The sequence below is a fragment of the Mesorhizobium loti genome (assembly GCF_003148495.1).
Lineage (GTDB): Bacteria > Pseudomonadota > Alphaproteobacteria > Rhizobiales > Rhizobiaceae > Mesorhizobium > Mesorhizobium loti.
Genome location: NZ_QGGH01000022.1, coordinates 1 through 14,358, shown reverse-complemented (window position 1 = coordinate 14,358; position 14,358 = coordinate 1). Strand labels below are relative to the sequence as shown.

The following is a 14,358-nucleotide window of genomic DNA, read 5'->3' as shown; positions in this document are numbered from 1 at the left end:
CCTCCTAAACGTCAGAAGGCAATCTTATTTGTTGGACCACAAACCTGTCAACAAGCAAAAATTGGATTTTCATCGGGCCATTCCAACTTTTTTAGGCGCTTTCGGTTGATTTCTTATTTGCTCGGCTTTAATCTTGGTCCAACAAATACCAGGAGGCAATCACTTGGAGCAGGCTGATCACGACCCGGCGGGAGCGGCAGAAGACGCTAGGCCCAGCAGTTCGGCCGTCGACCAGACCGTGCGACAGATTCTCGACCTTATTCGCAATCGCGCCATGTCCGTCGGCGACGTCCTGCCTACAGAAAGGGAGCTCTGCGAACTGTTTGGCACCAGCCGCAATACGATACGCGAAGCGCTGCGCACCATCCGCACCTATGGCCTGATCGACCCCAAGCCGCGTGTCGGTGCGGTGCTGGCCGATCGCCAGAATGTCGCGATCCAGAACTTCTTTGCCGCGCAGATGGACATCTCGAGGACGTCCTTCAACGATATCCAGGGGTTTCGCCGCATCATCGAAGTGAGCATCGGCGACCACATCATTCTCAATGCCAGCGCCGCCGAACTCGACGCCCTGGACGAGGTCAACGGCCTTATCGAAACCAGCAAGGATGTCCAGGAAGCGGCGCAGCGCGATTTCGATTTCCACATGGCGCTGATGAAGCTCGCCGGCAACCGCATGCTGGTGCAGACTTATCAATTCCTGTCGCCGGTTATCCAGCACATCATGACCGTCGGGAAATCCATCCGGCCGGTGCTGAGCGAAACGCGCCACGCCCATGGCGAGATCATCGCGGCTTTGCGGGCGCGCGACCGCATCGCCTACAGCTACCTGATGAGCCGGCATCTCGATTTCGGCCTGCGCTTCGTCCCCGACGACCTCGAAAACGCCCGCACTTCGCCGGCGTTACCGGACCCGACATCTTCCAAGGATTTGCATCATGTCTGACTTTGAGAACAAGGTTGCGCTGATCACCGGCACGACCGGCATCGCGCTCGCCACCGCAAGGCGCCTGGCGCAAGGCGGCGCCGCGATTGTCGCCTGCGGCATCGACCGGGCGGCCAATGCCGCCATGCAGGAAAGCCTGGTCAAAGCCGGAGCAAAAGCGCTGGTGCAGACAGTGGATGTCTCCGGCTCCGATCAGGTGCGCACCGCAGTTGAGGCCGGCGTTGCGACGTTCGGCGGCATCGATATCATCGTCAATTCCGCGGCTATCCATCCATACGGGACCGCGACGACGACCGACTGGGAAACCTGGAACCGGGCGATGACGGTCAATATCGGCTCGATCTATCTGACCGCGCATTTCGGCATCCCGGAAATGATCAAGCGAGGCGGCGGCGCCATCGTCAATGTCGCCTCGGTGCAGGGTTTCGCCTGCCAGCAAAACGTCGCCGCCTATGCCACGACCAAAGGCGCCATCCACACGCTGACGCGCTCGCTGGCGCTCGACTACGCGGCGGCCGGCATCCGGGTCAATTCGGTCAGTCCGGGCTCGATCCGCACGCCGATCCTCGAGAAGGCAGCGCGCGGCGACAATGGCAGCGACGCCGATGTCGATGAGGCCTACAGGCGTTTCGGCGCGGCCCATCCGCTTGGCCGCATCGGCGAACCCGAGGAAGTGGCGGAGCTCATTGCTTTCCTGTGCTCGTCGAAAGCCGGCTTCTGCACCGGCGCCGACTACAAGATCGATGGCGGCCTGACCGCCGGCATTGGCGTGAAATAGATCATGAAGATCGGTCTTGGCCTTTACCGGGAGTCGCTGACACCAGGCAATTTCCGTTTCGCCCGTCAGGCTGGCGCCACCCACATCGTTGCCCACCTCACCAACTATTTTCGCGGTCGCGACCCATCTCTGTCGGCCGGCAGCGAAACGGAAGGCTGGGGCGACTGCTCCACCGATGAACTCTGGAGCTACGAGGACTTCGCTGGCTTGGTGAAGACCGTGCGCGACAATGGACTGGAGATCGCGGCGATCGAGAATTTTTCACCCCGCTTCTGGTCCGACGTGCTGCTCGGCGGGCCCGATCGCCCGGCGCAAATAGAAGGGTTGAAGCGCCTTGTTCGCGATGCCGGGCGCGCCGGCATTCCATGTATCGGCTACAACTTCTCGATTGCCGGTGTCTGGGGCTGGTCGCGTGGCCCGTTCGCGCGCGGTGAGGCCATGTCGGTAGGACTGGACCTTGCCGCCATTGATCCAGATCTGCCCGTTCCCGACGGCGTTGTCTGGAACATGCGCTACCGCGCCGGCCGGCCGAATGCCGAGCCGGTGAAGGTCAGCACCGATGAGCTTTGGCAGCGGCTCGGTGTCTTCCTGCGCGAGATCGTACCGGTGGCCGAAGAGGCCGACGTCGTGATGGCGGCGCACCCCGACGATCCGCCGGCCGAGGCGCTGCGCGGTGCTGCGCGGCTCGTCAACCGGCCGGAAAAATACGACCGGCTGATGGATATGGTCGACTCGCCGTCCAATGGACTGGAACTCTGTCTCGGTTCGCTGCAGGAAATGCCTGATACCGATGACATTTACGAGCACGTCCGGCGCTTCGCCCGACGCCAGCGCATCGGCTACATCCACTTCCGCAACGTGCGCGGCAAGGTGCCGAACTACCACGAGACCTTCGTCGATGACGGCGATATCGACATGGCCGAGATCGTCCGCATCCTTCGCGATGAAAACTATGACGGCGTGATCATCCCCGATCATACGCCGGAAATGTCCTGCGACGCACCGTGGCACGCCGGAAAGGCTTTTGCCCTGGGCTATATGCGTGCGCTGGTTCAGAACGCCGCAGCGCTGGGACCTTCCCGCACCGCCAATTCCACGAGCACCCAAAGGCAAGGCTCATGACAAGATCGACGCGCCTCTATGCCGACGACGCTGAAATGTATCGTTTATTCGAAAAAGAGCTCTTCGTCGCGGTGGTCGGAGACGTAATGGATACGCTGGGGCTGCAGCATCAGTTCCTTCCGCCCGTGTTCAAGCCGGTCGACGAGAAGACGCGCTTGCTCGGTCGGGCCATGCCGGTGCTCGAATCCGACATCTTTCTGTCCAACGAACCGACCCGCAATCCGCTGATGACCAAACCGTTCGGGCTGATGTTCGAAGCGCTGGATGATCTGAAGCCCGGCGAAATCTACGTCGCCAGTGGCGCTTCGCCGCGCTATGCGCTTTGGGGCGAGCTTATGTCGACCCGCGCTAAGATCCTCGGCGCGCATGGCGCGCTGGTCGACGGCTTTGCTCGCGACACCGACGGCATCAAGGCGCTGGAATTCCCGTGCTTCTGCACCGGTTACTATGCACAAGACCAGGGCGTGCGCGGCAAGGTCATAGACTATCGCTGCGCACTCGAGATCGGTGGTGTGCGGATCGAGCCGGGCACGCTCCTGTTCGGTGATAAGGAAGGGGTCCTCGTTATTCCACGGCAAGTGGAGGAAGACGTCGTTCGGCTGGCCCTCGAAAAAGTACGTGGCGAAAGGCTTGTCGCCAACGCGATCCGCGAGGGCATGAGCGCGGTGGAAGCCTACAAGACCTTCGGCATTATGTGACACGTCGGTTGATCGACCTGCGCAAGACGGTCGACGCCGTTTGTATCCCGTTGACCAAACTGGATCTCGCGACCCTTGCCAGACGGTCTCCAAAATTCGGTGGCTTCCTGACGTGTTGAGAATGTGGGCGCGATGCGCACAGGCATTCAGGCGATGCATGGTGCGGAGACCGTCATCAATCCAGTAGGAGAGCTACTTCCTGATGCCGGAGTGAGCGGCCGTCGCCATCGAAAAGGTGCAGATCCTGCGGGTGCGCTGACAGCCTCACCGCGCTTCCGCGGGTGACTGCGGCATTGCCAGGCAGCTTGGTCACCAGCGGCAGATCGGCGCGGCCGATGTCGATATAGACAAGCTGGACCTCGCCGAGTTGCTCGACATAGTCCACTGTCCCCTCGAACAGAAAATCAGGCCCGGTGACGACGAACAGGTCTTCCGGTCGCACGCCGAAGCTGACCTCAGTTCCCTTGGAGGACGCTGGCGTCGCCAGGGGCACGGTCACCTTGTTTGCGCCTATATGGCTGATCGCCGTTGTCGCACCGGCGGTCTCTATCCTGGCCGGCACGATGTTCATGGCCGGTGAGCCGATGAATTGGGCAACGAACAGATTGCCGGGCCTTTTGTAGAGATCCATCGGCGTGCCGACCTGTTCGACGTGACCGTCCTTCAGCACCACGATACGGTCGGCCAAGGTCATCGCCTCGACCTGGTCGTGGGTGACGTAGATCATGGTCGTGTTGGGCATCGATTCCTTGAGCTTGGCGATCTCGATGCGGGTGGCGACGCGCAACGCCGCGTCGAGATTCGACAGCGGCTCGTCGAAGAGGAAGACCTTGGGATTGCGCACGATGGCGCGGCCGATGGCGACGCGCTGGCGCTGGCCGCCCGACATCGCCTTGGGCAGACGATCGAGATACTTGGTCAGTTGCAGGATTTCAGCCGCTTGCTTCACCCGCTGGTCGATCTCGGCCTTGCCGACCTTGGCGATCCGCATGCCGAAGGCCATGTTCTCGTAGACCGTCATGTGCGGATAGAGTGCGTAGGACTGGAACACCATGGCGATGCCCCGCTTCGACGGCGGCACGTCGTTGACTATCTCGCCATCGATGCACAGGTCACCGGAGGTGATTTCCTCCAGCCCGGCGATCGACCGCAGCAAGGTCGACTTGCCGCAACCCGAAGGCCCGACGAAAACTATGAACTCGCCAGATTTTATGTCGAGGTTGACGCCATGGAGAATGTCGACACTGCCGTAGGACTTCCTGATCTGCCTGAGTGTCAGATCGGCCATTGTGCTCTCCTCGATTGCATGACGGTGGGCAAGGTGCTCGGCATAATGCCTACTTCTTGCGGTGGCCTGGCTTCAGCCCAGCCAGCAGATTGGTGATCTTGTCCGCCCTCCGGTTGCGGATTTCGACGTCGTTCTTGCGGCGGACTGCGCTGCGGACGAGCTTGGCGCCGAGGTAACGGAACGGTTCGGGCGGCAATGACATCCGGCGTTCGATGCCAACCAGGCCGCTGGCGCTCCAGCGATCCTTGCGCTCCAGCACCAGACTGGCCAGGATTCGCCCGCCAATCGGCGTCTGCGCGATGCCGGTTCCGTTGAAGCCCATGCCATAGAAGATGTTGGGATGGCCACGCAGGTGATCGAAGACCGGGACGTGCTCGGGCACGCAGTCGATGGGGCCTGCCCAGTCATACTCGACCGGCACATCACGCAGCGCCGGATAGACCCGACGCAGCTCCCGCACATTGTCGCGGCCATGCTCCGGGCTGCGGTTGAAGCTGGCGCCGAAGTTCCCGCTGAAGGCCACGTTGCCGCTTCCCCGGCCGAACACGACCCTGCCCTTGCGGGTACGCTGATAGTACAGAACCTGGCTCTGGGAATCGCAGATCGAGGTACCGTCGCGCCAACCGATCATGTCGAGCAATTCCGGCACCGCGGCAGTAGCGATCACCTGGCTGTCGACGACGTAGAGATGGCGGCGCAGCTCCGGCAGCGCCGAGAGCCATGCATTGGCTGCGAGCACGACCTTCTCGGCCTGCACCATGCCCCGCGCCGTGCGCACCTTGCATGTCCTGCCTGGCTCGAAGTCGAGAACCGGGCTGCGCTCATGGATGATCACGCCGCGCGCCAATGCCAGGTTGCGCAATCCGATCGCCAGTTTGGCCGGATGGACCGTACCGGCATTGGTCTCGACGACACCGGCATAGGATGCGGATGAACCGGTGCGGCGTTCGATGTCCTCGGCCGTCAGCGGCTTGAAACGGTTCTCTCCCACCGCCGCCGTCATGGCAACGGCGTGCTCCCACGCGCCTTCCTGGGCAATCGAGCTCGCTGTCCACAGCCATCCGTCCAGCCGCAGATCCATGTCGATCGTGCCGTTTTGCTGCAGCGCCTTCAACTCCGCAATCGACGCCACCGTGTCGGCACAGAGTTGTCGCGCCTCTTCGAGGCCGACGACCGTGCTGATCTGGTCGAGCTCGGCGAACCACGAGTGGACCTGACCACCATTGCGCCCCGAGGCGCCTGAACCACAAAGGTCCGCTTCAAGGACAACGACCCGCGTTTCGGGAGCAAGCTCACGGATACGCAGCGCCGTCCACAGGCCGGTGTAGCCGCCGCCGACGATCACCACATCGGCGCGCTCATTGCCCTGCAATGGATCAGTCACCGCGCCGGCGCCGATATCCTGCAGCCAGAACGACCGGTCGGACGGAAGCGCTGCTGCCGGCTGTCGCAGACGAAGTGTCGTCACGGTCAGGCTCCCTGCGCGTCGGTGATGAAGCTGGCGTATTTGGCCGGCAGCCATTCTGGTATGGGACGGGGCTTCTGGGGAAATCCGCCGAGATGCGTACAGGTCTGCGCCGCCGCTACTGAAGCTGTGTGCAGCGCTTCGGCTGGCCCCCGGCCTTCGAAGCGGAGCGCGGTCAGGAATGTCGCGATGAAACTGTCGCCGGCACCGCATGTGTCGACCACGTCGACCAGTGTGGCCGGCGCATGCACGACACCCTTGCCGTCATCGAAATAGGAGCCGCGGCGTCCGCAAGTGACGACAACCTGCCGGGCGCCGGCGGCCCTGAGTGCGGTGAGCAACGGCTCGACCGGCTTATCGACCTCGTCAGGCCCTGAGGCAAACAGCAGTGGCACACCGTCGAGCGGCAGCGCCAGATGCGTCGTCGATACGTCGATGCTGAACGGCACATGGTCTGCCACCAATCGTCGGACAAGGTCCTTGTTGGCGTTGGTGCCGAGATGCACCCAGTCAGCTCCGGCGATAACTGCATAATGCTCCGGCGCCGGCATGTAGTTTTCACCGACCCCGAACGATTCGTGCAGGAACTTCCGATCCCCGGATTCGTCGCGGAGCAAGGTGACGGCGGTGTCGCCGGGGCGCCGTTCGACATCGTCCGGCGACAGGCCGACACCTGCCAGTTCGGCAAGCACCACGTCACCCTCGGGGTCCTCGCCGACGGCGCCGAAATAGCGTGCCGTCCAGCCGTTGCGCCGCCACTGCGCTGCAACATTCAGCGCATTGCCACCGACGGTGAGCAGGCCGCTGGTGAGATAGGTGTCGAGGCAATTGTCCCCGACGGCGACGAGCTTTGGCTGCGTCATGCCGGCACCCGGAAGGTCAGAAGGCAAATGTCGGCTCCGATCAGCTGATGGAAAGCAAGCTGCGGCATGAAGGGGTCCTTTCAGGGAATTGCTACTTGCCGATGCCTTCGGACAGGCCACGAATGAAGTAGCGCTGCGCGGCAAAGAACACGATGACGATGGGCAGGGCAGAGATCGTCATGGCGGCGAAGACCACAGCATAGTTGGTCCCGTGCGTTGCCATGATGGACGTCAGGCCAACGGGCAACGTCTGCACGTCGCTGCCGCTGGTGAAGATCATGGCGAACAGATATTCGTTCCAGGCAAACAGAACGTGCAGGATGACGCACGAGATGATGATCGGCCGGCACAGCGGCAGGGTGATGCGCCAGAAGATCTGGCCTTCGCTGGCGCCGTCCATCGTCGCCGCCTCATCGATATCGCCCGGCAGATCCAGCATGTAGGCGCGGATCAGAAAGGTGGTGAACGGCACACGGAAAGCCGTGTAGAGAATGATCAGCGCCCAGTAGGTGTTGTAGAGGCCGAGCGCCTGCAGCATCTTCACCAGCGGAATGATCGCCACGGTGGGACTGAGCATCAATCCGCCCAGCACGATGGCGATAACCAACGGCTTTGCCGGCATCCTGGTCCGGGTCAAGCCGAAAGCGGTCCAGGCGCTGATCAGCACCGTGCATAGGGCCGAGGCGACGGTCACAAGGACAGAGACTGTGACATAGCCGCGAACCCCCTGGTTCCACGCCTGGACATAGTTGTTCCACGACCAATGGGCAGGCAGGGCGAAGGGATCGCCGAAGATCTGCGCATTGTCCTTGAAGCCGCTGAGCGCCATCCAGATCAGTGGATAGATGACGACGACGCCGAGGCAGACGAGGAAGGAATATAGGAACGTCCTGGCGATGACCGACCAAACATTCACGCGCCGAGCCCGCCCAACTGCAGCAGCCGCGCTCATAGCTGCACCCGGCGACGTTTCGTGTACCAGAGCTGGGCTGCACCGGTGAGCATGGTCAATACGAAGATGACGGCGGCAATCGCGGCGCCATAGCCGAAATTGTCCTCGATGAAGGCCTTCTGGTAGAGCCACGTGCCCAGGACCTGGCTGCTGTTGTTAGGCCCGCCCGCGGTCATGACCATGACCTCGTTGAACACCTGGAACGCGCCGGTGATGGTGACGATGATCATCAGCCCAGTCATTTCCCGCGTCAGCGGAAAGGTGATGCTCCACAGGCGGCGAAGCGGACCGGCGCCGTCCATCGTGGCGGCGTCGTAGAGGTCGCGCGGGATTTTCTGAATGGCGATGGCAAACAGCAGCGTCGAGTAGCCAAAACCCTGCCATTGGCTCATGGCAATGATGGCATAGATGGCCGTGTGCTCGTTGCCGAGCCAGGGCAGGACGAGCTGGCTGAGACCAACGCGACTGAGCGCCGCATCCAGCAAGCCGATCTGCGGCTGGTAGATGAAATAGAACAGCAGGCCGGTCACTGTGATCGAGATGGCGGAGGGCACGAAGTACACGGCGCGCCATAAGCGGCGCCAGCGTTCGCTCTTCAGGTCCTCGATGATCGCCGCCAGCAGAAACGCGCCGAAGACCTGAAAGACGACGGAGATGATGGCGTACAGGCAGTTGTTCCAGAGCGCGAGTAGCACGACCGGGTCATGCAGAAGCCGGTCGTAATTGGCGAGGCCCACATTGGTGACCTCGCCGGTATAGATATCCTGGTCGGTGGTGCTGACGATGAAGTTGTCGACGATCGGATAGTAGACGAACCAGCCGATGAGGATCAGCGCGATCGCGGCCCATCGGAACGACAACAGATTGCCGAAGCGGGTCTGTAAGCTTTTTGGCCTTTGCGGCCTGGCGGCGCCGCGTACCGCGGCGCCGCTTCCGATTGTGTCCGATGTCCTGGCCATTGTCTGCTTTATTTGGCTGCGGAGGCGGCCTTGCGCACCTCGTCCATCACTTGCTCAGGCGTCATCGAGCCACCCGCCAGCGCCTGCAGGCTGGACAGCCAGACAGCAGCGACGCGCGGTGGATTGGCCGTATCGAGCCAAGGCATCAGGAACGAAGCCGCATTGATCTCCTTGAGGCCGTCGACCACCGATACACTCATGTTCGATTCCGAGGCGCCGCCGATGGTGGCGCTCGGTTGACCATAGGGCGGCGCGGACAGGATCTGCGCGTTTTCCTTCGAGGTCACGAACTTCATGAAATCGATCGCCAGCGGGATGTTTTTCGACGCCGCATTGATCATGTAGCCCTCTGGTGCGCCCTCGATCGACTTGGGATCACCCTTGGCGCCATCGGGCACGGGCAGTTTGAAAAAGCCGAAATCGGCAGGCTTCAGCGCCGAGTCCGATGTGGCAGCCTGATCGAACTCAATGATCTCCTGATAGTACATGGCCGACTGAGCGTTGGTGAAGGCCTGGAGAGCCGAGGCATAGGACGTGCCATTGACGCCGGCGCCGTCGGTGCAGCGTTCGACAAGCTGGCTGAACTGCTTGAGCGCCGCGACATAGCCCGGATCGGTGTATTCGGCCGTGGCCGGATCGAAGTCGCGTTCCAGCGTTGGCTGCGGCACATTGTAGGCGAGCAATTGGCCCGCAAAGTGGATTGCCGGCCACGCTTCCTTGTTGCCCAGCGAGATCGGCGTCGCGCCGGATTTGCGAATGGCATCGCAGCTCGTCAGCAGTTCCTCGAAATTGGCTGGCGCCTTCAATCCGAGCTTGGCAAATATCTGCTTGTTGTAGCCCATGAACTTGGCATCCTGATAAAGCGGGATGCCGTAGAGCTTGCCATTGTACTGGAACGCTTTGACGGCCGCCGGAGAAAGCGTCTTGCCCCAGTCGGTATCGGGGCCGATGACCTTGCTCAGGTCGACGGCGCGATTGCCGCGGACGAAGTTGCCAGCCCAGCTGCCCGTCCAGGAGAAGTAGACATCGGGCAGCGAGTTCGAAGCGACCAGCGTCTTCGTCTTACCTTTTACGCTGTCGTCACTTTCCTGGATGAGTTCGACCTTAACGCCCGGATGGAGCTTCTCGTATTCCTGCGCCAGATTGACGAAATAGGGCGACAGCTGCTGCAGCCCGAACTTGGTCAGGATCGACAGCGTGCCGCTGTATTCGACCTTGGCGTTGGGATCGGCCGCGACAGCCGGCGAAGCAGCAGAACTGCCGTACATCGACAGCCCCAATGATGATACCGCGGCCACTGTGACCGCCACGACTTGCAGCGAACGTTTCATAAGCAGCTCCTTCAGAGGTTGAGAGGGGATCAGTATTCAACGCGTTTGTAGTAGCGACGGGTCGTCAGCGGGTGGTTGCGCAGCACCTCGAGATGCGCGCTCAGCCGCTCAAGCAAGGTGGCGAGCAGCACCGGCGAGATCATGCTACGCACCTGAGCCGAGATGCCCGGCAATTTGACCGAGGCGGCATCCAGTGTGCGGACGCAGTCGGTGTAGCGCCTGGCGAAGTTCTCGACCCGGTCGGCCAGCGGGCGAAGCGCATCTTCGCCCTTGAACACGAAGACACTGACGCCCGGCTCGACCAGTTCGAGCGTGCCGTGGAAGAAGTCTGCCGCATGCACCGGGCGGGTGCGGATCCACTGCATCTCTTCCAAGATGCACATGCCGTAGTAGTTGGCCTCGGGCCACACCGAGCCGGCGCCGGTGAAGATGTGATAGGTCTCGTCCTTGATGGTAGCGGCCAGCTCGGCGGCCTTGTCCTCGAAGGCGGCTTTCGCATCGGCAAGCAAGCCGGGAAGAAGCTGGAGTTCCGCGACAGCCGCGTCGAACCCGTCATACTCGCCGCGCTCGGCCAGCAGTGCCAGCACGATCAGCAGCGTCTGCAGGTAGAACGACTCCGAGGAGGTATCGTCCTCGGCGAAGTTCGTGAAGTTATGGTCGGCTTCCTGCGCGATCGGCGTGTCCGAATGGCCGGTGAGCGAGATCGTGCGAACGCCCCGCTTCTTCAGGAAAGCCATGAGCTCGACGCCTTCCTTTGTCGTGCCCGACAGCGAGGGAATCACGACCACGGCCTTGTTATCGAGACCGGCCGGCGGATCGAGAACGACCTGGGCCGGATATGCAGCGCTCACCGGAAAGGTGGAGTAGCGCTGCGCCAGATCGATCGCGGGTAGGGTCAGAAGCTGCACACCGCCGGTGCCCATGAAAAACAGCCGCTCGACGCCTTCCGAAAGCAGCGCGCGCATGAGCGAACGTGCCTCGCCGGCGATGGAAACGGCACCGCTCTGGATCCTTATGAAGCGGTCCTTGTCAAAGTTCAGCATGTAATTCTTCCTTGCATTTCGGATACGGCAGAGCCTCTGCCTGGGCGCAAGCGTCGATGCGCCGTCTAACCAGTCTTCGATCAATCGCGATGTGAGATCGATCTCACATCGCGATAATGGGCACGAACTTTCGCGATTGGCAAGTCCCTTCGCGATGAAATTTGTCGAAGCTGAAAGATTCTGGTCCCGGTCAGCGCCCGCGGAGATGTGCAACCGAGCCACGGACAATCAGGCGCGTCGGGAACCGGATATGACGCGGCGCGATCTTCTTGCCGGCTAACCGTTCAAGCAGAAACCTGGCGGCAAGCGGACCGATCTCGGAGATAGGCTGGGCCACGACCGTGATCTGCGGATCGGTGAAGGTGGCGAGATTGAAGTCGTCGAAGCCGACCAGCGACACGTCGTGCGGGATCGAAAGCCCCATTGAGCGCAGGCCGAGAAGCGCGCCCTGGGTCATCAGGCTGTCCACCGTGAACAGGGCGGTCGGACGGTTGCGGCGGCTGAACAGGCGGATGGTAGCGTCGACAGCATGCTCGACGGTCGAACGCGCGACGCTGATCAGCGATTCGTCGAGCGCTATGCCATGCGACTGCAATGAATTCTGATAGCCTGCGAGGCGTTCCTGCGCGGTGAAGATGCGTGAGTCATCGCGCAACAGGCCGATACGGTCGTGTCCATTGGAAACGAGGTAATCGACCGCTTCGCGCGCGCCGCCTTCATTGTCGACGACGACGCTATCGCATTGCAGTTCCTTGACGACGCGATCGATCAGCACGACCGGTGCGCCTTCGTGCGCCAGCTGCACGATGTGCTGGTTGTCGGTCGCCGATGTCGGCGCCAGAATGAAGCCGCGGATGCTCAGCGAGCGCAGGCTCTCCAGCAACTCCTTTTCCTGCTCGACGTTCTCCTCGCTGCTGGCGATCAGAAGATTGTGGCGGTGCTTGCGCAGCTCGACCTCTATGTCGTGCGCGATTCGGGCGAAGAACGGATTCTGGATGTCGCCAGGCACGAAGCCTACGATCGGCAGCTGTCCGCTGCGCAGCGCCTGCGCGACGAGGTTGGCCCGATAGCCCAGCCTTTCGGCTGCCTCAAGCACGCGGAGCGCTGTCTCGTCGCCAACGTAACCATAGCTGTTGAGCGCCCGCGCGGCCGTGGCGCGCGACACCTTAGCCGCTGCGGCAACGTCTTTTAGTGTGATTCCTTTCTGCGTCACGGGTAACTGTCCTTCTGCGACCTGGACATTGCGTCAGATCATCATTCTCGGCTCGATTTTCGGCTCGTCCTGCCGGCATTGTTGTGCGGCATATCGGCCGATTCTCAAACTGCCAACACAGCTTGCGCAATTTCTTGCCACCTTGCTTGAGAAAAGCGCCTGTTTGGCTAGCGTGGAAACTTGATCCGTGAAGGCACTTACATCTTGTGCGGCCCGTCAATGGCCTCGCACCGGCAGCATACGGCAGTGAATTCATGTTCAATGCGACGTCGCTGGCTGCGAGACGGGCCGCCGAGCACGGCTTGTCAGACGATGCCACGCGACGGGCCGAGGAGGTGCTTGCGAAAGGCGACAGCGGTTTGCATCCGGTTGGTGAAAGGCTATGTCGCCGCTTTGGACCTCGAATCCAACGCTGGCCGCCCATCGAGGCGGCCTTTTCATTAACATGCATGGTTCACTAGGTCGGGTCGGCCCGATTTACGAAGCGCCGCAAGCAGCTTCGCTGCCGCCCCGCCGTAACCAACACAAACCTGCTCGGCCATCGGCAGCGAAGTCCAGGCGGTTAGTTCGGCAACCAGGGGGGCGTTGTCTCCGTTTATCGGCGCGGAAATAAGCTGTCCGTTCTTATCCATCATGATTGCGACGGTGCCGTCTACACCAAACCCGATGGCCGCCATTCTCTGAATTCGAATGTCGCTCTCTACGCGAACATCGAACAAGACAAATCCGCCAGTTTTCTCCGCAATGTCACCCAATCGATCCGAAAACGGCCGATACATGCCGTCTGTGTTGGCGAGCGACTGCTCCAGTAAGACCAGCTCAACATACTCCGCCTGCATGCCGTGAGAGTGCCCGGCAGGCCGTGCGGGACCAATAGGTCATGGATAACTATCCACACAAAACGGCCCACCTTTGGAGATGGCCCGCCCCTTGGGGGGTCACGCCTTCTTCACGAACTCGGTTTTAAGCACGAGGCCCTTCACCTGCTTGGTGTTGGCCTCGATCTCCCCGGGATTTCCATTGAGGCGGATACCCTTGACCATCGTGCCGCGCTTGATCGTCTCCGAGGTGCCCTTGACCTTCAGGTCTTTGATCAACGTGACGGAATCGCCGTCATTCAATTGAGCGCCGTTGCTGTCGCGCACGATTTCATTGTCTGGCATTGCCCATCTCCCGGCGATTTGGGAGCACCACTACCAGATGACGTAAGAATTCCAAAGCGAGGTGGCCTTTTTCGTTTCAGGAGCACCATGAAGAGGATTCGGTGGTTGCCGCCTGCGGATCATGAGTATCCTGCAGAGGAGTTTTCAGGCGATGCCTATTTCTCCTCATTGGCGCACGGCGCAACATCCGCGGATTGAACGACGCCGTTTCAAGCGATCGCAGCTCGGCTTCCGACCGGATTACGGCAAGCGTCGCCTGCGACCTGCCGGGCGTCAGTCGCGCGATATGGACAGCCCCGCGAGAAGCGGCGCGTGCGCGGCGAGCCTACGGGATACGAACTCCGTGAAGAGCCGCACGCGCTTCGTCTTGCGTGTCTCCCCCTGCGTGAGAAGCCAGAGCGTTCCGTACATGTGCAGCTCGGTGCCCGGCACCCTCACCAGTAGGGGGTCGGCATCGCCAATGAAGCACGGCAGTGTCGTCATCCCGAGCCCTTGCCGTACAGCAACGATCTGCGCCTCGCCGTCCGTGGTCCTGAA

Annotated in this window: 14 protein-coding genes and 1 pseudogene; 4 read left to right on the top strand and 11 right to left on the bottom strand. The window is 61.5% G+C overall.

Annotated features, from left to right (window positions below; all coding sequences use genetic code 11):
- Window positions 1-163: 163 nt before the first annotated feature.
- Genes C8D77_RS34770 through C8D77_RS34755 form a run of 4 tightly spaced genes read left to right on the top strand, consistent with a single transcriptional unit; the run spans window position 164 to window position 3,544 of the window.
- Window positions 164-946, top strand: coding sequence for a FadR/GntR family transcriptional regulator (locus C8D77_RS34770; protein ID WP_109672112.1), 783 nt, complete (start codon window positions 164-166; stop codon window positions 944-946).
- Complete coding sequence (locus tag C8D77_RS34765; RefSeq protein ID WP_109672110.1) at window positions 939-1,724, top strand: SDR family NAD(P)-dependent oxidoreductase; 786 nt, start codon at window positions 939-941, stop codon at window positions 1,722-1,724. Before C8D77_RS34770 ends, C8D77_RS34765 begins: the two co-directional genes overlap by 8 nt.
- A gap of 3 nt (window positions 1,725-1,727) precedes the next feature.
- Window positions 1,728-2,846: a mannonate dehydratase gene (locus C8D77_RS34760; RefSeq protein ID WP_109672107.1), complete on the top strand. Its 1,119-nt coding sequence runs from the start codon at window positions 1,728-1,730 to the stop codon at window positions 2,844-2,846.
- Window positions 2,843-3,544 (top strand): RraA family protein, encoded by a 702-nt coding sequence (locus tag C8D77_RS34755; RefSeq protein WP_109672105.1) that lies wholly within the window; start codon window positions 2,843-2,845, stop codon window positions 3,542-3,544. Before C8D77_RS34760 ends, C8D77_RS34755 begins: the two co-directional genes overlap by 4 nt.
- Before the next feature lie 175 nt (window positions 3,545-3,719).
- On the opposite strand, the gene C8D77_RS34750 is transcribed toward C8D77_RS34755, so the two are convergent.
- The 11 genes and pseudogenes from C8D77_RS34750 to C8D77_RS34700 all read right to left on the bottom strand — a co-directional run.
- Window positions 3,720-4,832 carry an ABC transporter ATP-binding protein gene (locus C8D77_RS34750; RefSeq protein WP_109672102.1) on the bottom strand — a complete coding sequence of 371 codons (1,113 nt, stop codon included), beginning with the start codon at window positions 4,830-4,832 and terminating at the stop codon, window positions 3,720-3,722.
- Between the two features lie 49 nt (window positions 4,833-4,881).
- Window positions 4,882-6,300, bottom strand: a complete 1,419-nt coding sequence (locus C8D77_RS34745) for an NAD(P)/FAD-dependent oxidoreductase (RefSeq protein ID WP_109672100.1) — start codon at window positions 6,298-6,300, stop codon at window positions 4,882-4,884.
- A gap of 2 nt (window positions 6,301-6,302) precedes the next feature.
- Window positions 6,303-7,187 carry a PfkB family carbohydrate kinase gene (locus C8D77_RS34740; protein WP_245468652.1) on the bottom strand — a complete coding sequence of 295 codons (885 nt, stop codon included), beginning with the start codon at window positions 7,185-7,187 and terminating at the stop codon, window positions 6,303-6,305.
- Between the two features lie 64 nt (window positions 7,188-7,251).
- The gene (locus tag C8D77_RS34735) at window positions 7,252-8,076 is read right to left on the bottom strand and encodes a carbohydrate ABC transporter permease (protein ID WP_245463031.1); all 825 of its coding nucleotides are present in this window, start codon (window positions 8,074-8,076) and stop codon (window positions 7,252-7,254) included.
- A gap of 32 nt (window positions 8,077-8,108) precedes the next feature.
- Window positions 8,109-9,071, bottom strand: a complete 963-nt coding sequence (locus tag C8D77_RS34730; protein WP_109672092.1) for a carbohydrate ABC transporter permease — start codon at window positions 9,069-9,071, stop codon at window positions 8,109-8,111.
- An 8-nt stretch (window positions 9,072-9,079) separates the two neighbouring features.
- Window positions 9,080-10,402, bottom strand: coding sequence for an ABC transporter substrate-binding protein (locus C8D77_RS34725; RefSeq protein ID WP_109672089.1), 1,323 nt, complete (start codon window positions 10,400-10,402; stop codon window positions 9,080-9,082).
- 29 nt (window positions 10,403-10,431) lie between these two features.
- Window positions 10,432-11,445: an SIS domain-containing protein gene (locus C8D77_RS34720; protein WP_109672086.1), complete on the bottom strand. Its 1,014-nt coding sequence runs from the start codon at window positions 11,443-11,445 to the stop codon at window positions 10,432-10,434.
- Window positions 11,446-11,635: 190 nt separating this feature from the next.
- Complete coding sequence (locus tag C8D77_RS34715; RefSeq protein WP_109672083.1) at window positions 11,636-12,658, bottom strand: LacI family DNA-binding transcriptional regulator; 1,023 nt, start codon at window positions 12,656-12,658, stop codon at window positions 11,636-11,638.
- Between the two features lie 440 nt (window positions 12,659-13,098).
- Window positions 13,099-13,497: a hypothetical protein gene (locus C8D77_RS34710; protein WP_109672080.1), complete on the bottom strand. Its 399-nt coding sequence runs from the start codon at window positions 13,495-13,497 to the stop codon at window positions 13,099-13,101.
- Between the two features lie 99 nt (window positions 13,498-13,596).
- The gene (locus C8D77_RS34705) at window positions 13,597-13,821 is read right to left on the bottom strand and encodes an alkylphosphonate utilization protein (RefSeq protein ID WP_109672078.1); all 225 of its coding nucleotides are present in this window, start codon (window positions 13,819-13,821) and stop codon (window positions 13,597-13,599) included.
- Between the two features lie 273 nt (window positions 13,822-14,094).
- Window positions 14,095-14,358: pseudogene (locus C8D77_RS34700) on the bottom strand (LysR substrate-binding domain-containing protein); the annotation flags it as partial.

Excerpts from the sequence above, each read along its gene's own strand:
- C8D77_RS34765 (WP_109672110.1), top strand. The coding sequence starts at position 939 with ATGTCTGACTTTGAGAACAAGGTTGCGCTGATCACCGGCACGACCGGC.
- C8D77_RS34760 (WP_109672107.1), top strand. The coding sequence starts at position 1,728 with ATGAAGATCGGTCTTGGCCTTTACCGGGAGTCGCTGACACCAGGCAAT.
- C8D77_RS34755 (WP_109672105.1), top strand. The coding sequence starts at position 2,843 with ATGACAAGATCGACGCGCCTCTATGCCGACGACGCTGAAATGTATCGT.
- C8D77_RS34750 (WP_109672102.1), bottom strand. The coding sequence starts at position 4,832 with ATGGCCGATCTGACACTCAGGCAGATCAGGAAGTCCTACGGCAGTGTC.
- C8D77_RS34730 (WP_109672092.1), bottom strand. The coding sequence starts at position 9,071 with ATGGCCAGGACATCGGACACAATCGGAAGCGGCGCCGCGGTACGCGGC.
- C8D77_RS34725 (WP_109672089.1), bottom strand. The coding sequence starts at position 10,402 with ATGAAACGTTCGCTGCAAGTCGTGGCGGTCACAGTGGCCGCGGTATCA.
- C8D77_RS34720 (WP_109672086.1), bottom strand. The coding sequence starts at position 11,445 with ATGCTGAACTTTGACAAGGACCGCTTCATAAGGATCCAGAGCGGTGCC.
- C8D77_RS34710 (WP_109672080.1), bottom strand. The coding sequence starts at position 13,497 with ATGCAGGCGGAGTATGTTGAGCTGGTCTTACTGGAGCAGTCGCTCGCC.
- C8D77_RS34705 (WP_109672078.1), bottom strand. The coding sequence starts at position 13,821 with ATGCCAGACAATGAAATCGTGCGCGACAGCAACGGCGCTCAATTGAAT.